At 71.0% G+C, this 23,085-nt stretch carries 22 protein-coding genes and 1 tRNA gene; 15 read left to right on the top strand and 8 right to left on the bottom strand.

The features are described 5' to 3' along the window. Window positions 1-121: 121 nt before the first annotated feature. The 4 genes from ACH4U8_RS06755 to ACH4U8_RS06740 form a co-directional block, all read right to left on the bottom strand. Window positions 122-1,192, bottom strand: a complete 1,071-nt coding sequence (locus ACH4U8_RS06755; protein ID WP_360308623.1) for a 2-oxoacid:ferredoxin oxidoreductase subunit beta — start codon at window positions 1,190-1,192, stop codon at window positions 122-124. Beyond that, complete coding sequence (locus ACH4U8_RS06750) at window positions 1,185-3,047, bottom strand: 2-oxoacid:acceptor oxidoreductase subunit alpha (protein ID WP_360308626.1); 1,863 nt, start codon at window positions 3,045-3,047, stop codon at window positions 1,185-1,187. Before ACH4U8_RS06750 ends, ACH4U8_RS06755 begins: the two co-directional genes overlap by 8 nt. Before the next feature lie 279 nt (window positions 3,048-3,326). Then, window positions 3,327-3,971 carry a response regulator gene (locus ACH4U8_RS06745; protein WP_395775967.1) on the bottom strand — a complete coding sequence of 215 codons (645 nt, stop codon included), beginning with the start codon at window positions 3,969-3,971 and terminating at the stop codon, window positions 3,327-3,329. A 118-nt stretch (window positions 3,972-4,089) separates the two neighbouring features. Beyond that, window positions 4,090-5,424: a sensor histidine kinase gene (locus tag ACH4U8_RS06740; protein WP_395776002.1), complete on the bottom strand. Its 1,335-nt coding sequence runs from the start codon at window positions 5,422-5,424 to the stop codon at window positions 4,090-4,092. Between the two features lie 269 nt (window positions 5,425-5,693). Between ACH4U8_RS06740 and ACH4U8_RS06735 the strand changes: the two genes are divergently transcribed. The 13 genes from ACH4U8_RS06735 (at window position 5,694) to ACH4U8_RS06675 (ending at window position 17,708) form a co-directional block, all read left to right on the top strand. Next, window positions 5,694-6,065, top strand: coding sequence for an NADH-quinone oxidoreductase subunit A (locus tag ACH4U8_RS06735; RefSeq protein WP_360308635.1), 372 nt, complete (start codon window positions 5,694-5,696; stop codon window positions 6,063-6,065). After that, window positions 6,056-6,658 (top strand): NADH-quinone oxidoreductase subunit B, encoded by a 603-nt coding sequence (locus tag ACH4U8_RS06730; RefSeq protein ID WP_395775966.1) that lies wholly within the window; start codon window positions 6,056-6,058, stop codon window positions 6,656-6,658. The genes ACH4U8_RS06735 and ACH4U8_RS06730 overlap by 10 nt, the downstream gene beginning before the upstream one ends. After that, window positions 6,655-7,500 carry an NADH-quinone oxidoreductase subunit C gene (locus tag ACH4U8_RS06725; RefSeq protein ID WP_395775965.1) on the top strand — a complete coding sequence of 282 codons (846 nt, stop codon included), beginning with the start codon at window positions 6,655-6,657 and terminating at the stop codon, window positions 7,498-7,500. Before ACH4U8_RS06730 ends, ACH4U8_RS06725 begins: the two co-directional genes overlap by 4 nt. Beyond that, window positions 7,497-8,453, top strand: a complete 957-nt coding sequence (locus tag ACH4U8_RS06720; RefSeq protein WP_395775964.1) for an NADH-quinone oxidoreductase subunit H — start codon at window positions 7,497-7,499, stop codon at window positions 8,451-8,453. Before ACH4U8_RS06725 ends, ACH4U8_RS06720 begins: the two co-directional genes overlap by 4 nt. Then, window positions 8,453-9,007: an NADH-quinone oxidoreductase subunit I gene (locus ACH4U8_RS06715; RefSeq protein WP_360308647.1), complete on the top strand. Its 555-nt coding sequence runs from the start codon at window positions 8,453-8,455 to the stop codon at window positions 9,005-9,007. Before ACH4U8_RS06720 ends, ACH4U8_RS06715 begins: the two co-directional genes overlap by 1 nt. After that, entirely contained in the window at window positions 9,004-9,564 is a 561-nt protein-coding gene (locus tag ACH4U8_RS06710; RefSeq protein WP_360308650.1) for an NADH-quinone oxidoreductase subunit J, read from the top strand. The genes ACH4U8_RS06715 and ACH4U8_RS06710 overlap by 4 nt, the downstream gene beginning before the upstream one ends. Window positions 9,565-9,571: 7 nt before the next feature. Beyond that, window positions 9,572-9,895 (top strand): NADH-quinone oxidoreductase subunit NuoK, encoded by a 324-nt coding sequence (gene nuoK / locus ACH4U8_RS06705; RefSeq protein WP_360308653.1) that lies wholly within the window; start codon window positions 9,572-9,574, stop codon window positions 9,893-9,895. Next, entirely contained in the window at window positions 9,892-11,784 is a 1,893-nt protein-coding gene (locus tag ACH4U8_RS06700) for an NADH-quinone oxidoreductase subunit L (RefSeq protein WP_395775963.1), read from the top strand. The genes nuoK and ACH4U8_RS06700 overlap by 4 nt, the downstream gene beginning before the upstream one ends. A gap of 52 nt (window positions 11,785-11,836) precedes the next feature. Further along, window positions 11,837-13,348: a NuoM family protein gene (locus tag ACH4U8_RS06695; RefSeq protein ID WP_395775962.1), complete on the top strand. Its 1,512-nt coding sequence runs from the start codon at window positions 11,837-11,839 to the stop codon at window positions 13,346-13,348. Between the two features lies 1 nt (window position 13,349). Continuing rightward, complete coding sequence (locus ACH4U8_RS06690) at window positions 13,350-14,888, top strand: NADH-quinone oxidoreductase subunit N (RefSeq protein WP_395775961.1); 1,539 nt, start codon at window positions 13,350-13,352, stop codon at window positions 14,886-14,888. A 168-nt stretch (window positions 14,889-15,056) separates the two neighbouring features. Continuing rightward, window positions 15,057-15,917, top strand: coding sequence for a zinc metalloprotease HtpX (gene htpX / locus ACH4U8_RS06685; protein ID WP_360308665.1), 861 nt, complete (start codon window positions 15,057-15,059; stop codon window positions 15,915-15,917). 123 nt (window positions 15,918-16,040) lie between these two features. Next, window positions 16,041-16,445, top strand: a complete 405-nt coding sequence (locus ACH4U8_RS06680; protein ID WP_360308668.1) for a YccF domain-containing protein — start codon at window positions 16,041-16,043, stop codon at window positions 16,443-16,445. 282 nt (window positions 16,446-16,727) lie between these two features. Continuing rightward, window positions 16,728-17,708 carry a glycosyltransferase family A protein gene (locus tag ACH4U8_RS06675; RefSeq protein WP_360308671.1) on the top strand — a complete coding sequence of 327 codons (981 nt, stop codon included), beginning with the start codon at window positions 16,728-16,730 and terminating at the stop codon, window positions 17,706-17,708. A gap of 161 nt (window positions 17,709-17,869) precedes the next feature. Here the strand turns inward: ACH4U8_RS06675 and ACH4U8_RS06670 are convergent, their stop codons facing one another. After that, window positions 17,870-18,358, bottom strand: a complete 489-nt coding sequence (locus ACH4U8_RS06670) for a YajQ family cyclic di-GMP-binding protein (RefSeq protein ID WP_360308675.1) — start codon at window positions 18,356-18,358, stop codon at window positions 17,870-17,872. 173 nt (window positions 18,359-18,531) lie between these two features. Here ACH4U8_RS06670 and ACH4U8_RS06665 point away from each other — a divergent pair. Then, window positions 18,532-18,614: transfer RNA gene (locus ACH4U8_RS06665), tRNA-Tyr, on the top strand. A gap of 308 nt (window positions 18,615-18,922) precedes the next feature. Next, the gene (locus ACH4U8_RS06660) at window positions 18,923-19,939 is read left to right on the top strand and encodes an NUDIX domain-containing protein (protein WP_380021155.1); all 1,017 of its coding nucleotides are present in this window, start codon (window positions 18,923-18,925) and stop codon (window positions 19,937-19,939) included. A 98-nt stretch (window positions 19,940-20,037) separates the two neighbouring features. On the opposite strand, the gene ACH4U8_RS06655 is transcribed toward ACH4U8_RS06660, so the two are convergent. The 3 genes from ACH4U8_RS06655 to ACH4U8_RS06645 form a co-directional block, all read right to left on the bottom strand. Beyond that, the gene (locus ACH4U8_RS06655; RefSeq protein ID WP_395775960.1) at window positions 20,038-20,481 is read right to left on the bottom strand and encodes a nuclear transport factor 2 family protein; all 444 of its coding nucleotides are present in this window, start codon (window positions 20,479-20,481) and stop codon (window positions 20,038-20,040) included. Between the two features lie 105 nt (window positions 20,482-20,586). Beyond that, window positions 20,587-22,197 (bottom strand): beta-N-acetylhexosaminidase, encoded by a 1,611-nt coding sequence (locus tag ACH4U8_RS06650; protein WP_395775959.1) that lies wholly within the window; start codon window positions 22,195-22,197, stop codon window positions 20,587-20,589. A 4-nt stretch (window positions 22,198-22,201) separates the two neighbouring features. Continuing rightward, complete coding sequence (locus ACH4U8_RS06645) at window positions 22,202-23,032, bottom strand: carbohydrate ABC transporter permease (protein ID WP_360308896.1); 831 nt, start codon at window positions 23,030-23,032, stop codon at window positions 22,202-22,204. Window positions 23,033-23,085 lie beyond the last annotated feature (53 nt).

Genomic DNA, 23,085 nt, shown 5'->3' with positions numbered 1-23,085 from the left:
CTGCCCGGGCGTCGTGCCGCACATGCCCACGCTCGGCCGAACAGGGGCGGTACGCGAGCGGGGCCCGCGGAAGATCCGCGGGCCCCGCTCGGTGGCGACGCGTCCGGGCGTCGAGGTCCCGCTAGTCGATCGTCCAGGTGTCGTTGCCGCGGATCAGCGAGGACAGGTCACCGGGGCCCCCAGCGCTCGCCGCCTCGGCCATCTGGGCGGACATCAGTCGGTCGTAGACCGGCCGCCGGATGTCGCGGAAGACGCCGATGGGGGTGTGCGTGTTGCTGGTCAGGTCACCGAGTCGGGTCAGCGCGAAGGCCAACTCCGGGTTGTCCGCGTGCGCGTCGTGCACCATCAGCGCGTCCTCGCCGACCTTGGCCACCTCGGCCACGTCCAGCGAACCGCCCGCGCCGCGGATGACGCCGAACTGGCCGTCGGCGCCGAACCGGATCGGCTGCCCGTGCTCCAGCCGAATGGTCACGTCGTCGCGCTGCGCGGGGTCCTTGAGCTGCTCGAACGCGCCGTCGTTGAAGATGTTGCAGTTCTGGTAGATCTCCACCAGCGCGGTGCCCTCGTGGGCCGCCGCCGCGCGCAGCACCGAGGTCAGGTGCTTGCGGTCGGAGTCGATCGACCGGGCCACGAACGACGCCTCGGCGCCGATGGCCACCGACAACGGGTTGAACGGGTGGTCGAGCGAGCCCATCGGGGTGGACTTGGTGATCTTGCCGGTCTCGGAGGTCGGCGAGTACTGACCCTTGGTCAGGCCGTAGATCCGGTTGTTGAACAGCAGGATCTTCAGGTTGACGTTGCGCCGCAGCGCGTGGATCAGGTGGTTGCCGCCGATCGAGAGCGCGTCGCCGTCACCGGTGACCACCCAGACCGAGAGGTCCTCGCGCGAGGTGGACAGGCCGGTGGCGATGGCCGGGGCGCGGCCGTGGATCGAGTGCATGCCGTACGTGTTCATGTAGTACGGGAAGCGGCTGGAGCAGCCGATGCCCGAGACCCACACGATGTTCTCCTTGCGGAGACCGAGCTCGGGCATGAAGCCCTGCACCGCCGCCAGGATCGCGTAGTCCCCGCAACCCGGGCACCAGCGCACCTCCTGGTCCGACTTGAAGTCCTTCATGGACTGCTTGCCGTCGGCCTTCGGGATCAGCGACAGCGAAGGGAAGCCGCCAGCGCCGTTCGCAGACTCAGACACTCTCGATCACTTCCTGGATCACGTGAGCCAGTTCCTCGGACTTGAACGGCAGGCCGCGGACCTGGTTGTACGACATGGCGTCCACGAGGAATTTGCCGCGCAGGAGCAGGGCGAGCTGACCCAGGTTCATCTCCGGGACGATCACCTTGTCGTACGACTTGAGGACCTCGGCCGTGTTGGCCGGGAACGGGTTGAGGTGGCGCAGGTGGGCCTGCGCGACCTTGCCGCCCGCGGCCCGTACCCGACGGACGCCGGCGGCGATCGGGCCGTAGGTGGAGCCCCACCCGATCACGAGCACCTTGGCGTCGCCGGTCGCGTCGTCGACCCACAGCGGCTCGATGTCCTGCGCGATGCCGTCCACCTTGGCCTGCCGGGTGCGCACCATCAGGTCGTGGTTGGCCGGGTCGTAGGAGATCGAACCGATCCCGTCGGCCTTCTCGATCCCGCCGATGCGGTGCTCCAGACCCGGCGTGCCGGGGACCGCCCACGGGCGGGCCAGCGTCTCGGGGTCACGCTTGTACGGCCAGAACTCCTTGGTTCCGTCCGGCATCTCCTGGTTCGGCTCGGTCGCGAACTCGACCCGCAGGTCCGGCAGTTCGGACGTCTCCGGCAGTCGCCAGGGCTCCGAGCCGTTGGCCAGGTAGCCGTCGGAGAGCAGGAAGACCGGGGTGCGGTACTTCAGCGCGATCCGGGCCGCCTCGATGGTGGCCGCGAAGCAGTCGGACGGGGTCTGCGGGGCGACGATCGGCACCGGCGCCTCGCCGTTGCGGCCGAACATGGCCTGGAGCAGGTCGGACTGCTCGGTCTTGGTCGGCAGACCGGTCGAGGGCCCGCCGCGCTGCACGTCGATGATCAGCAGCGGCAGCTCCAGGGAGACCGCGAGGCCGATCGTCTCGGACTTGAGCGCGACACCCGGACCGGAGGTGGTGGTCACGCCGAGCGCACCGCCGAAGGAGGCACCGAGCGCGGCGCCGATGCCCGCGATCTCGTCCTCGGCCTGGAACGTGCGCACGCCGAAGTTCTTGTGCTTGGCCAGCTCGTGCAGGATGTCCGAGGCCGGGGTGATCGGGTACGAACCGAGGTAGATCGGCAGCTCGGACAGTTGCCCGGCGGCCACCAGGCCGTAGGACAGCGCGAGGTTGCCGGTGATGTTGCGGTACGTCCCGGCGGGCAGCTTGGCCGGGGCCACCTCGTAGGAGACCGCGAAGTCGTCCGTGGTCTCGCCGAAGTTCCAACCCGCCTTGAAGGCGGCCACGTTCGCCTCGGCGATCACCGGCAGCTTGGCGAACTTCTTGCGCAGGAAGGCGATGGTCGCCTCGGTCGGCCGGTGGTACAGCCAGGACAGCAGACCGAGCGCGAACATGTTCTTCGCTCGTTCGGCGTCCTTCTTGGAGATCTCGAACTCGGCCAGCGAGCCGACCGTCAACGTGGTCAGCGGGATCGCGTGCACGTTGTAGGCGTCCAGCGAGCCGTCCTCCAGCGGACTGTTCGCATAGCCGACCTTGGCCATCGCGCGCTTGGAGAACTCGTCGGTGTTGACGATGATCTCGGCCCCGCGGGGCAGGTCGCGGATGTTGGCCTTGAGCGCTGCCGGGTTCATCGCGACCAGGACGGTCGGGGCGTCGCCCGGCGTCAGGATGTCGTGGTCGGCGAAGTGGAGCTGGAAACTCGATACACCCGGCAGGGTGCCCGCGGGTGCCCGAATCTCGGCGGGGAAATTGGGAAGGGTCGACAGATCGTTTCCGAACGTCGCCGTTTCGGACGTGAAACGGTCGCCTGTGAGCTGCATTCCGTCACCGGAATCGCCTGCGAACCGGATCACTACCCGGTCGAGCTGCTTGACCTGCTTGGTCACGGGGATGGACCTCCTCGGCGCTGCGGCGGTTGGTCCGCGCACCGCGCGGATGTCGCAGTTTTCATCGTACGGCGGTACAGATGGGGGCCGTGGCGCCCCCCGGAGCGGGCGAGGATCCGCCCTGGCGCGCGACGTGAGCGGCGTCACGCTTCGGACATGGCCCGCAGGGGGGTTCATATCCGTCTAATTCCGGACAAACAAAGAGTCCGCCCCGCTCTGGGGCGGCTGCTCCGATCGACCGGATGATTGCATGGGTCCAGTAATTCGATCCCTACGATGTCAGGATCCGAGATACGCGAGTACCGCGAGGACCCGTCTGTGATCGGTGTCACTGGGTGCGAGACCGAGCTTGCCGAAGATGTTGCTGACGTGTTTCTCCACCGCGCCGTCGGACACCACCAGGGCCTGTGCCACCGCCGCGTTGGTGCGTCCCTCGGCCATCAGACCGAGCACCTCGCGCTCGCGCGGTGTGAGCCTTTCCACCACGTCGCGCTTGCGGGAGCGGCCGAGCAACTGGGAGACCACCTCGGGGTCGAGCGCGGTGCCGCCGCTCGCGACCCGCTCGACCGCCGCGACGAAGTCGCCGACGTCGGCGACCCGGTCCTTGAGCAGATAGCCGACGCCACTGGTGTTGCCCGCGAGCAGTTCCGTCGCGTACTGCTCCTCGACGTACTGTGACAGGACAAGCACGCCGACCTCCGGCAGCGTCGCCCGCATCCGTACCGCCGCCCGAATGCCCTCGTCGGTGTGGGTGGGCGGCATCCGCACGTCCACGACGCACACGTCGGGCCGCAGTTTCCCCGCGATGGCGACCAGTTGCTCGGCGTCCCCGACCTCGCCCACGACCTCGTGACCGCGAGCGGTCAACAAGCGGGACAAACCGTCTCTAAGTAGTACGGAATCCTCAGCGATGACGACGCGCACAGCGTTCACATCCCCCAAATCCGGTAGCCGCACCCGGAGAGCGGGTGCGGCTACAGTCTTCCGGATTCGAGTCGGTGCGGTGGCCCTGGGGGAGTCGGATCTCAGGCCGGGCGCACCCTCACAGCGGCAGCCACACGGTGATCCGGGTGGGACCGCCCTCGGGGCTGTCCACACTGAGCGTGCCGTCCACGCCGCGCACCCGCTCGGTCAGGCCGGCCAGGCCGGATCCCTTGCCCGTCGCGGCGCCGCCCGCGCCGTCGTCGGCGACGATCAGATACATCCGGCCGTCCCGGTGGCCCACCGTCACCCACGCGTGCGTGGCGCGCGCGTGCTTGGAGACGTTGGTCAGCAGTTCCGACGCGCAGAAGTAGGCGACCGACTCGATCGGGGCGGGCGGTCGGTCGGGCAGGTCCACCTCGACTCGGACCGGAACCGTGCAGCGGGCCGCGATCGAGGACAGCGCCGCGTCCAGCCCCCGGTCGGTGAGCACCGCCGGGTGGATGCCCCGGGCCAGATCGCGCAACTCCTGGAGGGCGAGCTTGACCTCGTCGTGGGCGGAGGAGACCATCCGCGCGGTCTCGGTGTCCTGACTCGTGCTCAGGTTCTCCTTCGCCATGCCCAGGTCCATCGCCAGCGCCACCAGTCGGGCCTGCGCACCGTCGTGCAGGTCGCGCTCGATCCGGCGCAGGTCCGACGCGGCGGTGTCGACCGCGGCCCCCCGGGACACGGTCAGATCGCGCACCTGCTCGGACAGGAAGGCCGTGCCGAGCAACCCACGCACCATCGCCCGATCCACGTTGGCCATGCCGCGCACCAGCCACGGGGTCGCGAAGAACAGCACCACGCCCGCCACCACGGTCAGCGACACCGGGCCCGGCCCGGCCAGGTAGTGATCGGCGCCCGGCGCGTGCGGCCCGTCGCCCCGCAGCAGCGCGCCCGGCATGTCGGCCCGGCGATACAGCGGCTGGATCAGCGGATAGGCGATCGCGCTCAGCGAGGTCGCCCACAACGCCGTGGTCACGGCGAAGGTGAAAACACCCCAGGGCAGTTGCAGGAACAGATAGAGACTGGCCCGCCACCCGGCCCGGTCGGTCAGCCCGGATCGGATCCACCCGGTGGGCCCGGGGCGGCGCTGCACCGGCGCCGGCGCCCGGACGTGCTCGTCCAGCAGCGCGCTCGCCCGAGCCCGCTCCAGACGGCCGAACGCCCTGCTGCCCAGCAGGGTCAGCGCCAACAGCGGCAGGCCCAGCAGGAACAGGGGGGTGAGGCCGATGCCGAGCATGATGAACACCACGGCGTAGGTGAAACCGATGATGCCGACGGGCAGATTCAGCGCCAGATGGATCGTGTCGGTCCACGTGCGCACCGTGAACGGCGCGCGCAGGATGCCCGGCCGCGCTCGGGCCGGGACATCACCTGTGGACCCGTCGTAGGCAGTCGCGGGTGAGGGCATGGACATGGAGTTGCCTCGCTGGGAGAGAAGCCGATCCGTTGGGTCAACTCTGCCGGTTGCTCCGGGCGGGGCCCATGGCGCGGGTCGGTGTCTTGGGGGTGGGGTTGTCCCTACCACCTTCGGCTCGGGGGCGGTATCGCCGATCCGGCCGGTCGGCCGCACTGGACACCGGGGACAGGTCCGGCGCAACCCCCATAGACTCCCGTGCCACAAACGTACGCAACGAACACGCAACGTTCGGGCAATGTCGATCGGGAGGCGGACGCCGGGTGGAGGGCTACTACGGAACGTACGCGCTCGTGGGTCTGGTGCTGCTCGTCGCGTCGGCCTTCGTCGCGGTGGCGTTCGCCGGCGGGCGACTGCTGCGACCGAGCGTACCCACGCACGAGAAGCTCACGACCTACGAGTGCGGCGTCGACCCGGTGGGCGCGGGGTGGGCGCAGGTCCACATCCGCTACTACCTCTACGCCTATCTGTACGTCATCTTCGCGGTCGACGTGATCTACCTGTTTCCCTGGGCGACGGTGTTCGACGCGCCCGGCTTCGGCGCCACCACCCTGGTGGAGATGTTCGTGTTCGTCGGCTTCCTGGCCACCGGACTGCTGTACGCGTGGCGGAAGGGCGTGCTCGCATGGACCTGACACCTGCACCGGTGGAGCGCACACCGGTCGACCTGCCGCCGCCTCGGCTCGGGGTGCTCTCCCGGCTCGCGCCGGACCCGGTGCGGCTGGTGCTGAACTGGGGACGGCGCTACTCCCTCTGGGTGTTCAACTTCGGCCTGGCCTGCTGCGCGATCGAGTTCATCGCGTCCTCGATGGCCCGGCACGACTTCATCCGGCTCGGCGTGATCCCGTTCGCGCCGGGCCCCCGCCAGGCCGACCTGATGGTCGTGTCGGGGACGGTCAGCGACAAGATGGCGCCCGCGATCAAGCGGCTGTACGAGCAGATGCCCGAGCCCAAGTACGTGATCTCGTTCGGATCCTGCGCGAACTGCGGCGGGCCGTACTGGGATTCGTACTGCGTGACCAAGGGCGTGGACCAGATGGTGCCGGTGGACGTCTACGTGCCCGGCTGCCCGCCTCGGCCGGAGGCGCTGCTCCAGGGCATCCTCAAGCTCCAGGAGCGGATCGCGGTGGAGAACCCGGCCGAGCGATACGGGCGCAAGCTGCCGGCCGCCGCGCTCGGCCGCCCGCTGGTCGCACCGCCGGCGCCGCCGCGGGGGGACGCCCGATGACGCCGGAGGAGCTCGGCGCGGCACTGGGCACGGACCTGGTGCTCGCCGTCTCGGACGCATACGGGCTGCACACTGTCGATGTCGCCCCGAAACACTGGGTCGCCGCGCTGACCGCGGCGCGGGACGGGCTCGGCTGCGCGTTCTTCGACTGGCTCACCGCGGTGGACGAACTCGCCGACGGCTTCGACGTGGTCGCGCACGTGTGCGCGATCCCGACCGGGCCCAGGTTGTTGCTGCGCACGCGCGTGCCGCGCGAGGCCGCGGTGCTGGCGACCGCGTCCGGGGTGTACGCCGGGGCCCGCTGGCACGAGCGCGAGACGCACGAGATGTTCGGCATCGACTTCACCGACCACCCGGGGCTGGACCCGCTGTTGTTGCCGGACGGCTTCGAGGGACACCCGCTGCGCAAGGAATTCGTCCTGGCCGCTCGGGTGGCCAAGGCATGGCCGGGCGCCAAGGAGCCGGGCGAGTCCGATCACGGCGGTGGACCGGGCCGCTCGCCGGGCCGTCGCCGCACGCTGCCGCCGGGCGTGCCCGACCCGGCGACCTGGGGTCCGCACAAGGAGGAGGCGGCGGCCGAGGCCGCTGCCGCCGCCGAGGAACGCCCGCGCCGCGCCCGCAGCGCCGCGGCCGGTTCGGCGAGCCGGGCCGGCGAGGGCGCACCACCCGCACGTCGCACCCGCAGCGCCGCGCAGGGTTCGGCGAGCCAGGCCGACGAGACCCCGCCGCCGCCCGCGCGCCGTTCGCGCAGCGCGGCCGACGGTTCGGCGAGCCAGGCGCCGCCGACACCCGCGGCCGAACCCCCGGACAGCGGCGCGTCCACCGAAGGGGACGCCCCGTGAGTCTCCTCGACGTGTGCCTGCGGCTCGCCCTCGTGCTCGGGGCGTTCCTGGTGCTGCCCCTGCTGATCGGCCAGACCGAGCACAAGGTGATGGCGCACATGCAGGCCCGGGTCGGCCCGATCTACGCGGGCGCCTTCCACGGCTGGGCCCAATTGGTCGCCGACGGCGTCAAGTTCGCCCAGAAGGAGGACATCGTCCCGGCCGGCGCCGACCGCAGAGTGTTCAAGCTCGCGCCGGCCGTCGCGCTGATCCCCTACTTCGTGGTGCTGATCGCCATCCCGATCGGGCCGCACGGCCTGGTCGGCCGCACCGTCGACGCCGGCATCGTGTTCGTGCTCGCGGTGATGGGCGTCGGCGTGCTCGGTTCGCTGATGGGCGGCTGGGCCTCGGCCAACAAGTACTCGCTGCTCGGCGGCATTCGCTCGGCCGCCCAACTCATGGCCTACGAACTGCCGATGTTGCTGGCCGCGGCCTCGGTCGCGATGGCCGCCGGGACCGTGTCGCTGCCCGGCATCGTCGAGGGCTTCGAGTGGTGGTGGCTGCCCTGGCAGGCGATCGGCGGCGTGGTCTTCTTCACCGCCGGCCTGGCCGAGATCCAGCGCCCGCCGTTCGACATGCCGGTCGCCGACTCGGAGATCATCTTCGGCGCCTACACCGAGTACTCCGGCCTGCGCTTCGCGCTGTTCCTGCTGTCCGAGTACGCCGGGATCCTGATCGTCTGCGCGCTGACCACCGTGCTGTTCCTGGGCGGTTGGCACGGACCGTGGTCGGACTCGGTCGGCTGGTTGTGGACCCTGCTCAAGACCGGGCTGCTCGCGTTCGTGGTGATCTGGCTGCGGGTCAGCTATCCGCGACTGCGCGAGGACCAACTGCAAAAGCTCGCGTGGACGGTGTTCGTCCCGCTCGCGCTCGGCCAACTCGTCCTGACCGGCGTGGTAAAGGTGGCGACCTGATGAAGGGCCTGGCCAAGGGCCTGGCGGTGACCCTCAAGACCCTCACCAAGAGGTCCGTCACCCAGTCCTATCCGGAGGTCATGCCGGAACTGCCGCCCCGCTCGCGCGGGGTGATCGCGCTGTTCGAGGAGAACTGCACGGTCTGCATGTTGTGCGCACGCGAATGCCCGGACTGGTGCATCTACATCGACTCGCACAAGGAGGTCGTGCCCGCCCGCGAACCCGGCGCGCGCGACCGCACCCGCAACGTGCTCGACCGCTTCGCGATCGACTTCGCGCTGTGCATGTACTGCGGGATCTGCGTCGAGGTGTGCCCGTTCGACGCGCTGTTCTGGTCGCCGGAGTTCGAGTACGCGACCGGCGACATCCACGAACTCACCCACGAGAAGGACAAGCTGCGCGCGTGGATGTGGACCGTCCCGCCGCCACCCGCACTGGACGAGCACGCCGAGGACCCCAAGGAACTGATCCAGGCCCGCAAGGCCGTCGAGAAGGCGGAGAAGGCCGCGGCGGCGGCCGCGGCCGCCGCGTCGAAACCGGAGGAGACCCCGTGAACCTCGCCGCCACCGAGCACGGTTTCCTCTCGCCCACCGGCGCCGAGATCGCCTTCGTGCTGATCGGCCTGGTCGTGCTCGGCTCCGCGCTGCTCGTGGTGAGCACCCGTCAGGTGGTGCACGCCGCATTGTGGCTGGTGGTCACGCTCGGCGGCCTGGCCGCCGAGTACCTGCTGCTCACCGCCGAGTTCATCGCCTGGGTCCAGGTGCTGATCTACGTCGGCGCGGTCGTGGTGTTGCTGCTGTTCGGCCTGATGCTCACCAAGGCGCCGATCGGCTACTCCGAACCGGTCGACCCGATCGCCCGGATCCCGGCCGCCGCGGTCGCGCTGGGCGCCACCGCGACCCTGCTCACCGTGATCGTGGACGCGTTCCGCACCGCCTACCTGCACCTGGGCGAGGACACCGTGGGCAGCACCGAGGTCACCGGACAGAGCCTGTTCAAGGTGTGGGTGTTGCCGTTCGAGGTGTTGTCCGTGTTGCTGCTGGCCGCGCTGATCGGCGCCATCGTGCTCTCCCGTTCCCGCTCGCGCGTGCACTCGGGCCGGAAGGACTGACCCCGCGATGCATCTGGTCTACCCGCTCGTCCTCGCCGTCCTGCTGTTCGGCATCGGGCTCTACGGGGTGATCGCGCGCCGCAACGCGATCCTCGTCCTGATGTCGATCGAGCTGATGCTCAACGCGGTCAACGTCAACCTGGTCGCGTTCGACATGTACCTGCGCGACACGCTGCACGCCGGTCAGGCGCTGACCCTGTTCGTGATCACCATCGCCGCCGCCGAGATCGGCCTGGGCCTGGCGATCGTGCTGCTGGTCTACCGCAACCGGGCCACCACCGACATTCCCGAACTGCGCGAGCTCGCCGAGCACAAGGAGGGATCGGTATGACGGTCGCCGCCGCGACGGCCACCGGCCTGCCCGCGCTCGCCGCCCTGCTCGGGCTGTTCCTCGGCCGCCGGGTGCGCCCGGTCCTGATCGCGGTACCCGCCGCCCTGGTCGCCTGCGGCCTCGCGATCGCGGTGGCCGCCGGCATCGGCGACGACGTGCGCGATTCGGCGGTGCGGCTGACCCCCACCGGCGCCCTGGACATCACCCTGGGGCTGCGTGTGGACGGACTCGCGGCGCTGTCCGCGGTGCTGGTCACCGCGGTCGCGCTGCTGGTCCAGGTCTACTCGGCCGCCTACCTGCGTCGGGACCCGCGCTACTCGTCCTACGCCGCGCTGGTGTCGTTGTTCACCGCCGCGATGTTGCTCGTCGTGTACACCGGCGACCTGATCGTGCTCCTGGTCGGCTGGGAGGTGATGGGCGTCTGCTCGTACTTCCTGATCGGTCACCACTGGGAGACCGAAGCGGCCCGCTCGGCCTCGATCAAGGCGTTCGTGGTCACCAAGCTCGGCGACGTGCCGTTCCTGATCGGCATCCTGGTGCTCGCCGCGGGCGCCGACTCGTTCCGGATCCGCGACGTGCTCGCCGCGGTGCCCGAGGGCGGCGCGGGCTGGGTCACCGCGGGCACCCTGCTGATGCTCGGCGGCGTCGCGGGCAAGTCCGCCCAGGTGCCCCTGCAGACCTGGTTGCCGGACGCGATGGCCGGCCCGACCCCGGTGTCCGCGCTGATCCACGCGGCCACCATGGTCGCCGCCGGCGCCTACCTGGTGGCCCGCCTGTACCCGGCCTTCCTGGCCGCGCACGCGACGCTGATCGTGCTCGCGGTGCTGGCCGCGGTGACCATGATCGGCTCGGCCCTGGCCGCGCTCGCCCAGGAGGACCTCAAGCGGGTGCTCGCCTGGTCGACGGTCGGCCAACTCGCCTACATGACCGGCGGGCTCGCCGTCGGCGGACGCGACGCGGCGGTGTTCCACCTGCTCTCGCACGGCGCGTTCAAGGCGCTGCTCTTCCTCGGCGCCGGGGTGGCCGTCCACGTCGCCGGGACCGGCGCGCTGGCCGGCATGGGCGGGCTGCGACGCCGGGCACCGATCGCGTTCTGGACCATGACCGCCGGGCTCGCCGCACTCGCGGGCGTGCCGCCGTTCGCCGGCTTCTTCAGCAAGGAGGCGGTGCTCGGCGCGGCCGAGCACACCGCCGCCGGGCACGGTTCCGTCCCGACGGTGGCCGGTTGGCTGGTCCTGGTGGCCGGGCTGCTCACCGCCGTGTTGACCGCGGCCTACGCGACCCGGGTGTGGTTGCGGGTGTTCTTCGGGCCGACCCGCGAGGGCGCGGCCGGCGCGGAGGTGCCCGCGCACGCGGACGCGGCGGACTACGGCAGGACCGCGCAGGCGGGTGAGGCGCCCGCCGCGATGGTGTGGCCGCTGATCGTGCTCGCGGTGCCCACCGTGCTGTTCGGCTTCGTGGCGTTCCCGGGCCTGCCGTCCTTCGGCAGCGACCTGGGCTATCCCGACCTGGCCCCGCACCTGTGGACGACCGTGCTCGCGCTGCTCGCCCTGGTCCTGGGCGCCGGCGCGGTCGCCGCGTCGTGGCGGCGCGACCCGGCCGCCGATCCGGCCCGGATGCCGGGTCGGCTGCGCGGTCCGGCGCTGCGCGGGTTCGACGTGGACCGGTTGTACGCGGCGCTGGTTCTGACCCCGGTCCGACTCGCCGCCAGGGCGGCCCGGTTCGCGGACACGGCCGTCGTCGACACCTACGTCGAGGGCGCCGCGCAGAGCGCGTGGCTGCTCGGCGGCGGGATTCGCCGGGGCCAGAACGGCAACGCCCGGCTCTACCTGACCGGCCTGTTCGCGGGCGTGGTCGTGCTCGCCGTCGCCGTGGCGGTGGGTTCGTGACCCGCGCGCGATCGTTGCCCCCGACGCCCTCTCATGCCCAGGAGACCTCGCGGTGAGCGTCGTGCTGATCCTCGTCGTGGCCGTGCCGTTGCTCGGCGCCGCCCTGCTCGCCCTGCCCGGGGTCGGAGATCGCGCGGCCCGACTGGTCGGCGTCGGCGCGAGTGCGGCGACCCTGGTCGGGGCCGTGCTGCTCGCGTGCGACTTCGACCGCGGGCGCGGGATGCAGTTCGAGACCGACGTGTCCTGGGCGCCCTCGCTGGGCCTGCGCTTCCACCTGGGCATCGACGGCATCTCGCTGCCGCTGCTGCTGCTCACCGCGCTGCTCACGTTGCTGGTCGCCGTCCACAGCCTGTGGAACATTCCGCCCGGAGGCGACGCCCGCGCGTTCGTCGCGCTGTTCCTGCTCCTGGAGACCGGCACGCTGGGCACCTTCGCGGCGCTCGACCTGATCCTGTTCTTCCTCTTCTTCGAGGTCGTCCTGGTCCCGATGTACTTCCTCATCAACCGCTGGGGAAGTCCGGGCGAACGCGGCCCGGCCTCGTACAAGTTCATCCTGTACACGCTGCTCGGCTCGGCCGTGATGCTGCTCGGCTTCCTGCTGATCCAGGCGAAGACCGGCACCTTCGACATGGTCGAACTCGCCGAGCGGCACGGCGCGGGCATGTCGCACGGCGTCCAGGTGCTGGCGTTCCTGGCGATCGGTCTGGGCCTGGCGGTCAAGGTGCCGATGTGGCCGCTGCACACCTGGCTGCCCGACGCGCACACCGCCGCACCGACGGCCGGTTCCGTGCTGCTGGCCGGCGTGCTGCTCAAGATGGGTACCTACGGCCTGATCCGGATCGCGGTGCCGATGTTGCCGGAGGGCGCCGAGACGTTCGCGCCGTATCTGGCCGCGTTCGGCGTGGTCGGCATCGTGTACGGCTCGCTGGTGTGCCTGGCGCTGCTGCGTGACCCGGACGGCGACCTCAAGCGCATCATCGCCTACTCGTCGGTGGGCCACATGGGCTTCGCGCTGCTCGGCATCGCCACCCTCACCCCGCAGGGCGTCAATGGCGCGCTGTTCGTCAACATCGGCCACGGCCTGGTCACCGGCCTGCTGTTCTTTTTGGCCGGCGCGGTCAAGGACCGGCACGGCACCGCGCTGTTGGGCCGACTCGGCGGCGGGATGTACGGCCGCACCCCCCGGCTCGGCGCGCTCGTCGCGTTCGGCGCGGTGGCCGGCCTCGGGCTGCCCGGGCTGGCCGGGTTCTGGGGCGAACTGCTCGCGATGTACGGCGCGTACGAGCCCGCGGCCGGGTTGTCCACCGGCGGCTACCGGACCTTCCTGGTCCTGGCCGGCCTGGGCACCGTGCTGACCGCGGCCTACATGCTCGGTCTGGTCCGCCGGTTGTGCATGGGCCCGGCGGGCGAGGCCCCGACGGGCCGGCCGGAGGTCGACGTGACCGGCCGCGAGGTCGTGGTGTGGACCCCGCTCGTCGCGCTGACCCTGCTCGCCGGCCTGTGGCCGGCCACAGTGCTCGCGATCACCGACCCGGCCGTGCGCGCCCTCATGGGAGGCAGTTGACATGCCGTTCGACGTCCAGTCGATCGACTGGCTCGCGATCGGGCCGGTGGTCGCGGTCGCGGTCGCGGCCCTCGTGGTGCTGCTCGCGGACCTGTTCCTGGAGGGTGCGCGCAAGGCCGTGCTGCCCTGGCTGACCCTGGCCGGACTCGGCGCGGCGCTGGTGTCCTTGCTGCCGCTGCACAGGGACGACTCCACTGCGCGCGGCACCTTCTGCTCGCCGTCGGGCTGCTCGTACGTGGTCACCGACCTGACCCTGGTGCTGCAACTGGTGCTGCTCGGCTCGGCGGTCGTGGTGGTGCTGCTGTCGATGCCGATGTCCTCGGTGCCCAGGACGGGGGAGACCGAGGGCGAGGTGCCCGGCGGCGAGTACCACTTCCTGCTGCTGTCCTCGGTGACCGGCGCGGTCGCGCTGGCCGGCGCGCGCGACCTGCTGACCCTGGTGGTCGCCCTGGAGACGTTGTCGCTGCCCGCGTTCGCGCTGGTGGGCCTGCGCCGGGACGGCCCGGGCGGCGAGGCGGCCCTGAAGTTCTTCCTGCTGTCCGTGGCCGCGACGGCGGTGATGTTGTTCGGCGTGAGCCTGGTCTACGGGAGCACCGGCAGCGTGCACCTGGCCAGGATCGCGGCCGACCTGGAGCGGCTGGATCCGCGGTTGACCGCGGTGGCCGCGACCGGCGCGATGTTGACCATGGTCGGGTTCGCCTTCAAGGTCGCGGCGGTGCCGTTCCACTTCTGGGTGCCGGACACCTATCGCGGCGCGCCGATCCCGGTCGCCGCCTACCTGTCCGTGGTCTCCAAGACCGCCGGCTTCGCCGGACTGCTCCTGGTCGCCGGCATCGCCTTCCGGCCGTACGCGCACATCTGGGGTCCGGCGCTCGCGGTGCTCGCCGCGGCGACGATGACCGCGGGCAATGTGGCCGCACTGCGCCAGACGGACGCGGTGCGGCTGTTGGCGTGGTCCTCGATCGCCCAGTCGGGCTACGTGCTGGTCCCGTTCGGAACCGCCGCCGGGCACGGCGAGGACCTGGCCGACACGCTGCCCGCGGCCGTCGCCTACCTCGCGGTGTACGCGGTGATGAACCTGGGCGCGTTCGCGGTGGTGACCCTGGTGGCGCGCGAGCGCGGCGGCCTGGTCTCCGATCACCGCGCGCTGTTCCGCTCGCGTCCGGTCGGCGCCGCGGCGATGGCGTTCTTCCTGCTGTGCCTGGCCGGCATCCCGCCGGGGCTGGCCGGGCTGTTCGCGAAGGTGACCGTGTTCCAGGCGGTGATCGACTCCGGCACCGGCTGGCTCGCGGTGGTGATGGCGGTCAACGTGGTGATCGGGCTGTACTACTACCTGGTGTGGACCGCGCAGTTGTTCGCGCCCGCCCTACCGGGGCCGCCGAGCCCCGCGGGCGGCCGGTCCGGCGCGGTCGACGGCGCGGTTCGCACGCCGGCCCCGTTGGTCGCCGCACTGGTGGTCACCGGGGCGCTCGGGGTGCTGCTCTCGGTCGCGCCACAGGTGGTGCTGCACGTGCTCACCGTGCCGGGTCTACTGGGCTGACCTGCGGTTCCGGCCCCGGAGCGGGGGTTATGCCCGCTCCGGGAGGGAACTCTGCGAGGCGTTGTCCCGTTGCGAAAGAAGAGACAACGGGCAGAGGGCGACAAGCCGGCGGATATTCCGCAAGGACCCGCATTGTCACCCCTGGGACGCTTGCGAGAGGACTCTGCCGTGCACGGCCAGCACAACGGACTGAAGACCGCCGTACTGCTCGGCGGCATGTCGGCGCTCATCCTGGTCGTCGGCAGCTTCTTCGGTCGGACCGGGTTGATCATCGCCCTGTTCGTGGCCCTGGCCACGAACGGCTACGCCTACTTCAACAGCGACAAGATCGCACTGCGCTCGATGCGCGCGCGCCCGGTCAGCGAGGCGGAGAACCCCGAGCTGTACCGGATCGTGCGCGAGCTCTCCAACGACGCCCGGCAGCCGATGCCGCGGCTGTACATCTCGCCCACCGAGGCCCCGAACGCCTTCGCCACCGGCCGCAACCCGCGCAACGCGGCGGTGTGTTGTACGACCGGCATCCTGCGCATCCTGGACGCGCGCGAGTTGCGCGGGGTGATCGGGCACGAGCTGTCGCACGTCTACAACCGGGACATCCTGATCTCGTCGGTGGCCGGTGCGCTGGCCAGCGTGATCATGTTCCTGGTCAACTTCGCGTGGCTGATCCCGATCGGCCGCAGCAACGACGACGACGGTCCGGGCCTGTTCGGGATGCTGGCGATCATGATCCTGGGCCCGCTCGCGGCGAGTGTCATCCAGTTGGCGGTCAGTCGTTCGCGTGAATATCAGGCGGACGCCTCAGGGGCCCGGCTCACCGGCGACCCGATGGCGCTGGCGAGCGCGCTGCGCAAGCTGGACGCGGGCACCCAGGCGCTGCCGCTGCCGCCGGAGCCGAAGTTGCAGACCACCAGCTCGCTGATGATCGCCAACCCGTTCCGGCGCGGCGCGGGCGGGATGAGCAAGCTGTTCTCGACGCACCCGCCGATGGCGGACCGGATCGCCCGGCTCGAGGCGATGGCGGGGCACTGACCCGCGCCGCCGCTCGACGGGTTCGGGCTCGGGTGGGTCGTGGGCCGTCCGTCCCGACCCTCGGCCCCGACCGTCAGTCCTGCGGGGGACGTCAGCGGACGCGGGGCGGGGTAGAACAAGTCCGTGAAAACTGTCCTGAACATCATTTGGCTCGTGTTCTCCGGCCTGTGGCTGGCCATCGGCTACGCCATCGCCGGCATTGTCTGCTTTCTGCTGTTCTTCCTCGTCGTGACCATCCCACTGGGCATCGCCTCCTTCCGGATCGCGGCCTACGCGCTGTGGCCGTTCGGTCGTCGGGTGGAGTGGCGGCGCGACGCCGGCGCCGGGTCGCTGCTCGGCAACATCCTGTGGATCGTGCTGTTCGGCTGGTGGCTGGCGCTCGCCCACCTGGTCACCGGCGTCATCCTGTGCATCACGGTGATCGGCATCCCGCTCGGGTTGGCCAACTTCAAGCTCATCCCGGTTTCGCTCACCCCGCTGGGCCGCGAGATCGTCTCGACCGACGACCCGATGCACGTGGGCGTCTGACCGGACCACCGCACCCGCCGTCCGGGCCCGGCGCCCACCGGGCGACCCCGCCGTCCGAGCCCGGCCGGCCGTACGGACGGCCGTCCGGGCGGCCCTTGGTCGACCGGCCGGCGCTGGGCCCGGACAGGCCAATCGCGTGATCTCGTACGAGGGAGACCCGCGGCAACCGCTGTAGCCGCGCTCCCGGTGTGTCGATATGTCCCGGTAGGCCCGGGTAGACGCACTGCACCGGGAATGGACCCCACCGGGAAACGAACCCCATCGGGAAGCGCGGAGGTTGCCGTGGCGGCGACGGTCAGTGTCATCGTTCCGACCCGCGACCGCACGGCCCTGCTGGCCGATGCCCTGCGCAGCGTGGCCCTCCAGGGCATGCGGGACATCGAGGTCGTCGTGGTCAACGACGGCGGCGCGGACGTCGCGGGGGTGCTGCCGCTGGGCGTCCGGGGGATGACCGTACGACTGCTCTCCTTCCCCCGCTCACGCGGCCCGGCCGCGGCCCGCAACGCCGGTCTGGAGATCGCCACCGGGCGCTTCGTCGCCTTCCTCGACGACGACGACATGTACCTGCCGGGCCACCTGGACCGGGCCCTGGCCGCGCTGGAGAGCACCGGCTCGGACGCGATCTACGCGGACTGCATCCTCAGCGGCGACCGGACGATGCCGGGCGAGACGCCGGGCAGCGCGTACCACTACGACTTCCCGTACGACCCGGACATGCTCTCGGTGGCCAACTTCGTGCCGACCACCGCCGTGGTCGCGCGCAATCCCGCGCACACCGCGCCCGCGTCCTGGTTCCGCTTCGACCCCGAACTGCCGCTCCTGGTCGACTGGTCGTTGTGGCTGCGGCTGGTGCACGACCGGGGCTGGTCGTTCGCCCGGTTGTCCGAGCCGGGTGTGGTCTATCACCGGGAACCGGTCGATTCGAGCCTGTCCGGCGGCGCGGCGGCCCAACTCGACTCGCTGGACCGGTACGAGGACACCTACCGCACGATCGTCGCCCGCTGGCCCGTGCCGCCCACCGGCCGCGTCGCCCGCTTCCGCCGGCACGCGCTGACCATGTTCGCGATCGCCCGGGAGCAACTCTCCACCGGCGCGCACCTGGCCCCGTTCGCCTACGAGGACGCCCTCCGCGTCCTGCACGCGGGCTTCACCGGCCGTCTGGAGGAGGACACCGTCCCCACCCGCCTGTCCACCGTCCTGACCGGCACCGACGCCCACACCATCGACGCCTGCGGCCCCCTGGTGGAACGCGTGCAGCAATAGGGCGTGGCGGGGTCGGCCCGGCCGGGCCGACCACAAAGGGCACAGCGAGGACCGTGGACCCACCGTCCCCGGCGATCCGTCCTCGCTGTGCCCTCGACCCGGGTACCACCGGGCCCGCCGCCACCGCGCCGCCGCACGTCACCGCAGGCCGACGGCCTCGGTCAGCGGTAGTTCACGAACTGCAACGCGAAGTCCAGGTCCTTGCCCTTGAGCAGCGCGATGACCTCCTGGAGGTCGTCCCGGTTCTTGGACGACACCCGCAGCTCCTCGCCCTGGATCTGCGCCTTGACGCCCTTGGGGCCCTCGTCGCGGATGATCTTGGAGACCTTCTTCGCGTTCTCCTGGGAGATGCCCTCCTGGATCGACGCGAAGATCTTGTACTCCTTGCCGGACGCCTTCGGCTCACCGGCGTCGAGCGACTTGAGCGAGATGCTGCGCTTGATCAGCTTGCCCTGGAACACGTCGAGGATCGCGTTCACACGCTCCTCGGAGTTGGCGCGCAACTCGATCTGCTCGCCGGTCCAGCCGATGTGCGCGCCGACGTTCTTGAAGTCGAACCGCTGCGCGATCTCCTTCGAGGTCTGGTTCAGCGCGTTGTCGACCTCCTGACGGTCGACCTTGGACACGATGTCGAAAGAGGAGTCAGCCAAGGCTCGGAATCGCTTTCTGTGGGATCTGAGTGGGAAAAAAGGCAACCCCACCACCCTAGAGCGTCCCCCACGACCCCGACCCCGACCGCACACCCCCACCCGATCCGATACCGAGTGGCGAACCACCCCGGGTGGTCCGCTATTGTTGTCCCGTCGCGCCGCAAGGCGCACACGGCGGGTTGCCCGAGCGGCCAAAGGGAGCAGACTGTAAATCTGCCGGTGTATGCCTACGTTGGTTCGAACCCAACACCCGCCACACCGTGAAAGACGGCTTCTGACCAGAGGTTTTGGTCAGGGGCCGTTTTTTGTTGTCCGGGGGCGTAGGGGCGGCCGTCCGGGTGGAGCCTGGTGGACGGCGGGGGATGCCGCCGATGGGGTGAGCAGGGCGCCGAGGGCAAGTCGACGTGGATGGATGACGGCGAGGGTGCTCGGGTGGGTTCGGCGTCTCGGATATCCGGCGACGGGCCCGACGGGTTGCGATTCGCCTTCGCGCGGGCGTCCGACGGGTCGGCCAGGATGGGAGCACGACGACTACGGGCGGACGCCACGGGGGAGCGGATGAGCGTGAACGGCAACGACGAATCGGTGTCGCGGGAACTGGTCGACTACTGCGCGACCCTGCCGGGAGCGCCCGTGGGCGCCTCGGTGCTGCTGCGCGATCGCCACGGCGGGCTCGTGGTGGTGGAGCCCAACTACAAGCCCGGTTTGGATCTGCCCGGCGGGATGGCCGAGGAGGGGGAGGCCCCGCACGAGGCCGCCGCCCGCGAGGTGCGCGAGGAACTGGGTCTGGACATCACCGTCGGCCGGTTGCTCGCGGTGTCCGCGACCTCGGCCGGGACGTTCGGGCGGGTCGTGCTCGACTTCCTCTTCGACGGGCCGACGCTGACCGACGAGCAGGTCGCGGCGCTGGCCCCGGCGGACGACGAACTGGACGCGGTGTACGTGCTCACCCCCGACCAGGCGCTGCCGCGCTTTCCCGGGCGGACCCGGCGGCGGGTGTCGGTGGCGTTGGAGGCGTACGCGTCGGGGGCCTGTCTGTACATGGTCGACGGGCGCGAGTACCGGCCGGCCAAGGAGCGGGTGTGGCACGAGGACGAGCCGATCCCGGCCGGCACCGCGGTCGGCCGGGCGGCGGGGTGGTTGTTCGACCCCGAGGGCCGGGTCCTGCTGGTCGGTGACCCGGACGGCGGGTACGCGCTGCCCGGCGGCGGTGCCGAGCCCGAGGACGCGGACGTACTGGCGACGCTGACGCGCGAGGTCGCCGAGGAGGCCAACGCGGTGCTCGGGAAGATCACCCACGTGGGCTACCTGTCCGATCCGGACGGCAGCGACGTCAGGTCCCGCAGCGCCGCCCGGATCGTCGCGCTCGGCCCGCTCGCCCCCGACCCGGCGACCGGCTGGTCGTGGAGCCGCGCCCTGGTCACCCCGCGCCGTGCCGCCGCGCTCCTCAGCGGCGGCTACGACGCCCGCCTGCCCCAGGCCCTCGCCGCCCAGCGCATCGCCCACGAACGCCTCGGCGTCCCGATCCTGGACGACGACAGCCGAGTCGACGTCCCCCCGGCCGGCGTCACCTTCGAATAGCCACCGCGGATGCCGCCCGCCCGCCCACGCCCGCCACTCGTGCCCGCTCGGCGCCGGCAGGCCACCATGCCCACCGGCGCCCGCCACCCGTGCCCGCCCTAAAGCGCCCGGTTCAAGTGGTGGGTCAAGTCCCCCACGTAGTCGGTGATCATGTGGCGGCGAGTGAACCGCCAGCTCCCGTCGGCCCGTTCGAAGGTGTCGTGGTAGCGGCCGGTGAAGATCGGTTGCAGGGGGAAGTCGGGCAGGGACTGGAAGACCGTGACGTAGCTGCGGCACGTCCCGGTGCCCGCCTCGTCGTCCACGTCCAGGACCAGGTTCGTGGTCACGTGCCGGGTGTGCGGTGTGCCGTTGTCGGGGTAGCAGCGGGTCCACGCCTCGAACATCGCCCGCGCCCCCGCCGCGCCCGCGACCTCCAGTTCCCGGCCCTCGGAGGTGATCACCGCGTGCGCGAACAACTCGCCCACGCCCGCGTAGTCGCCGGCGTCGACGCGCTCGGCGTACAGCCCGATCAGATTCGGAATCGCGTGGTATCCGGACGACATGACGGCGGCCTCCCGACCTTCGACGCGTCGTGCCGCGGGCACCGCCGACCGGCGATGCCCGCGGCACGACCAAAGCAGGACCGGCCGACGGTAACTGACATGGCGTCAGATGTCTGCCCGGATGTTTTTCGTCAGTTCCAGCAACTCCGCCTCGCGATCCGCCCGCTCCCGAGGCCACCCCGGGGCGTCCGGTCGGGTCTGCCACGGATGCGGCCCCTCCGACGGCCGGTACTCCACCCCCAGCGCGTCCAGCCGGGCCAGGTGGGCCGACGTCAACCGCCCGGCGAACTCGGCGAAGTCGCCGGGACCCGACCACACCGCCTCGGCGAACGCGCACAACCGCGGGAAGGCCATGTAGTCGATCCGCCGCACCGAGTCCATGTGCTCGGTCCAGATCTGCGCCTGCCCACCCAACACCCGCGCGCCCTCCTCGGCGGACAACGCCGCGGGCACCGGCCGGAAGGCGTACGCGTCCGCCAGCGTCAACAGCGGCCCCACCGGAATCGGCTCGTCCACGTCCTCGCCCTGGCGGTAGTCGAAGTACACCGAGGTGTCCGGGCACGCCACCACGTCGAATCCGGCCCGGGCCGCCGCGATCGTGCCGTGCTCGCCGCGCCAGCCGCCGATCAGCGCGTCCGAGGGCACCGCCGCCCCGCCCCCCAGCACCTCGTCCCAGCCGAACAGTCGCCGCCCGTGCGCGGCCAGCATCACGGCCAACTCGCCCACGAACCAGCCGCCGAGCGAGCCCGGGTCGGCATGCCCCATCCGCTCCCACGGCTCGGTCGGCACCTCGTCGCCGCCCACGCACACATACCGGGACGGGAAGATCGCGCACACCTCCGCCAGCACGTCGCGGCAGAAGCCCAGCGCCTCCTCGGTCGGCGCGAGCACCCCGTCGGACACTCCGCCCCACCGGGTGCGCACCCCCTCCACCGGTACCGCGCCGAGCGACGGATAGGCCGCCACCGCCGCCTGCGTATGCCCCGGCAGGTCGATCTCGGGCACCACGGTGATGTGCCGATCGGCCGCGTACGCGACGATCTCGCGCAGGTCCTCGCCCGTGTAGTAGCCGCCGTGCGGTCGCCGGTCGAACGTCTCGTGCTGCCGCGCCCCCCGCATGCTGCCGGTGCGCCACGCGCCCACCGAGGTCAGCCGGGGCCACCGCGGCACCTCGATCCGCCAGCCCTGGTCGTCGGTCAGATGCAGGTGCAGCACGTTCAACCGGTGCACCGCCATCAGGTCCACGAAGCGCAGCACGTCCTGCTTGGGCAGGAAGTGCCGGGCCACGTCCAGCATCACCCCACGCCAGGCGAAGGCCGGCTCGTCCTCGATCACGCCCACCGGCAGCGCCCATCGGTCGGTGCCCACCCGGGCGCGCCGGAACACGTTCGCCGGCAGCAGTTGGCGCAGCGTCTGCAGGCCCGCGAACACCCCGGCCGCCGAGCCGCCGCGCAGCTCGACCGCCGACGTGGTGACCTCCAGCCGGTATCCCTCGGCCGGCAGCCCCGCCGGGTCCAGGACCAGGGCGATACCCGGACCGGACGCCAGGAGGCACCCGGTCGCCGGGCCGAGCGCACCGCGCAACCAGGCCGCCTCGGCGGCCAGCTCGGGTGGATGGGTCAGCCCGGTGGTCTCCGTCAACACGAAGGCGCCGGCCCCGGGCACGACCCGAACGGGCCGGGGCACCACGGACAGGTTCGCAGGGAACGTCGTCACCGGATCAGTCCTTCACCGCTCCGCCGAGCCCCGAGACCAGGTGCCGCTGTACCAGCACGAAGAAGATCAGGACCGGAATGGTCATCAGGGTGGACGCGGCCATGATGCCGCCCCAGTCGTTCTCGTCCGGCTTGAAGAACACCATCAGCGCCGCCGGCAGCGTCTGGTGGTCGGTGTCCAGGATGAACGTCTTGGCGAAGACGAAGTCGTTCCACGCGGTGATGAACGAGAACACCGACGTGGCCGCGAGCCCGGGCGCCACCAGGGGGAACAGGATCCGCCACAGGATGGTGAACCGGTTCGCGCCGTCGATCCGGGCGGCTTCCTCCAGCGATTCGGGGATCGCCTTGACGAAGCCGCGCAACATCCAGATCGCGAACGGCAGCGAGAAGGCCAGGTTGACCAGCATCAGCGAGCCGAGCGTGCTGAGCCCGAACCCGGGCGCGACCGTGCCGATGTCGCGGACCAGGAAGAACAGCGGGATGGTCAGCGCCTCGACCGGCACCATCTGGGCGACCAGGAACATCACCAGGATCGTGGTGCGGAACTTGAAATGGAACCGGGTCAGCGCCACCGCGGCCAGGAACGACACCAGGCCGGAGAGCACGACCACCACGGTGGCCACGATCAGGCTGTTGAGGAAGTAGCCGCCGAAGCCGCTGACCCCGAACGCGTCGCGGAAGTTGTCCAGCGTCGGATGCCACGTCCACGGCCGCGGGTCGACCGAGTTGATCTCGCCGTCCGGCTTGAGCGCGGAGAGCACCATCCAGTACAGCGGGAACACGGTGACCAGCGCGATCACGATCGCGGTGATGTTGGCGATGCGCCGGGACACCTTGCGGTCGCCCCTGACGCGACGCGGCCCGAGCGGGCGTACGGCGGACGTAC

The organism is Embleya sp. NPDC020886, from assembly GCF_044333915.1.
Classification (GTDB): domain Bacteria; phylum Actinomycetota; class Actinomycetes; order Streptomycetales; family Streptomycetaceae; genus Embleya.
Note: the sequence above shows the minus strand (reverse complement) of the source record. Positions and strands in the feature narration are given on the sequence as shown.

What these genes read in the sequence shown, in the direction of transcription:
- ACH4U8_RS06740 (WP_395776002.1), bottom strand. Translation starts at nt 5,424, where the DNA reads ATGCCCTCACCCGCGACTGCCTACGACGGGTCCACAGGTGATGTCCCG.
- ACH4U8_RS06730 (WP_395775966.1), top strand. Translation starts at nt 6,056, where the DNA reads ATGGACCTGACACCTGCACCGGTGGAGCGCACACCGGTCGACCTGCCG.
- ACH4U8_RS06725 (WP_395775965.1), top strand. Translation starts at nt 6,655, where the DNA reads ATGACGCCGGAGGAGCTCGGCGCGGCACTGGGCACGGACCTGGTGCTC.
- ACH4U8_RS06715 (WP_360308647.1), top strand. Translation starts at nt 8,453, where the DNA reads ATGAAGGGCCTGGCCAAGGGCCTGGCGGTGACCCTCAAGACCCTCACC.
- nuoK (WP_360308653.1), top strand. Translation starts at nt 9,572, where the DNA reads ATGCATCTGGTCTACCCGCTCGTCCTCGCCGTCCTGCTGTTCGGCATC.
- ACH4U8_RS06700 (WP_395775963.1), top strand. Translation starts at nt 9,892, where the DNA reads ATGACGGTCGCCGCCGCGACGGCCACCGGCCTGCCCGCGCTCGCCGCC.
- ACH4U8_RS06690 (WP_395775961.1), top strand. Translation starts at nt 13,350, where the DNA reads ATGCCGTTCGACGTCCAGTCGATCGACTGGCTCGCGATCGGGCCGGTG.
- ACH4U8_RS06655 (WP_395775960.1), bottom strand. Translation starts at nt 20,481, where the DNA reads ATGTCGTCCGGATACCACGCGATTCCGAATCTGATCGGGCTGTACGCC.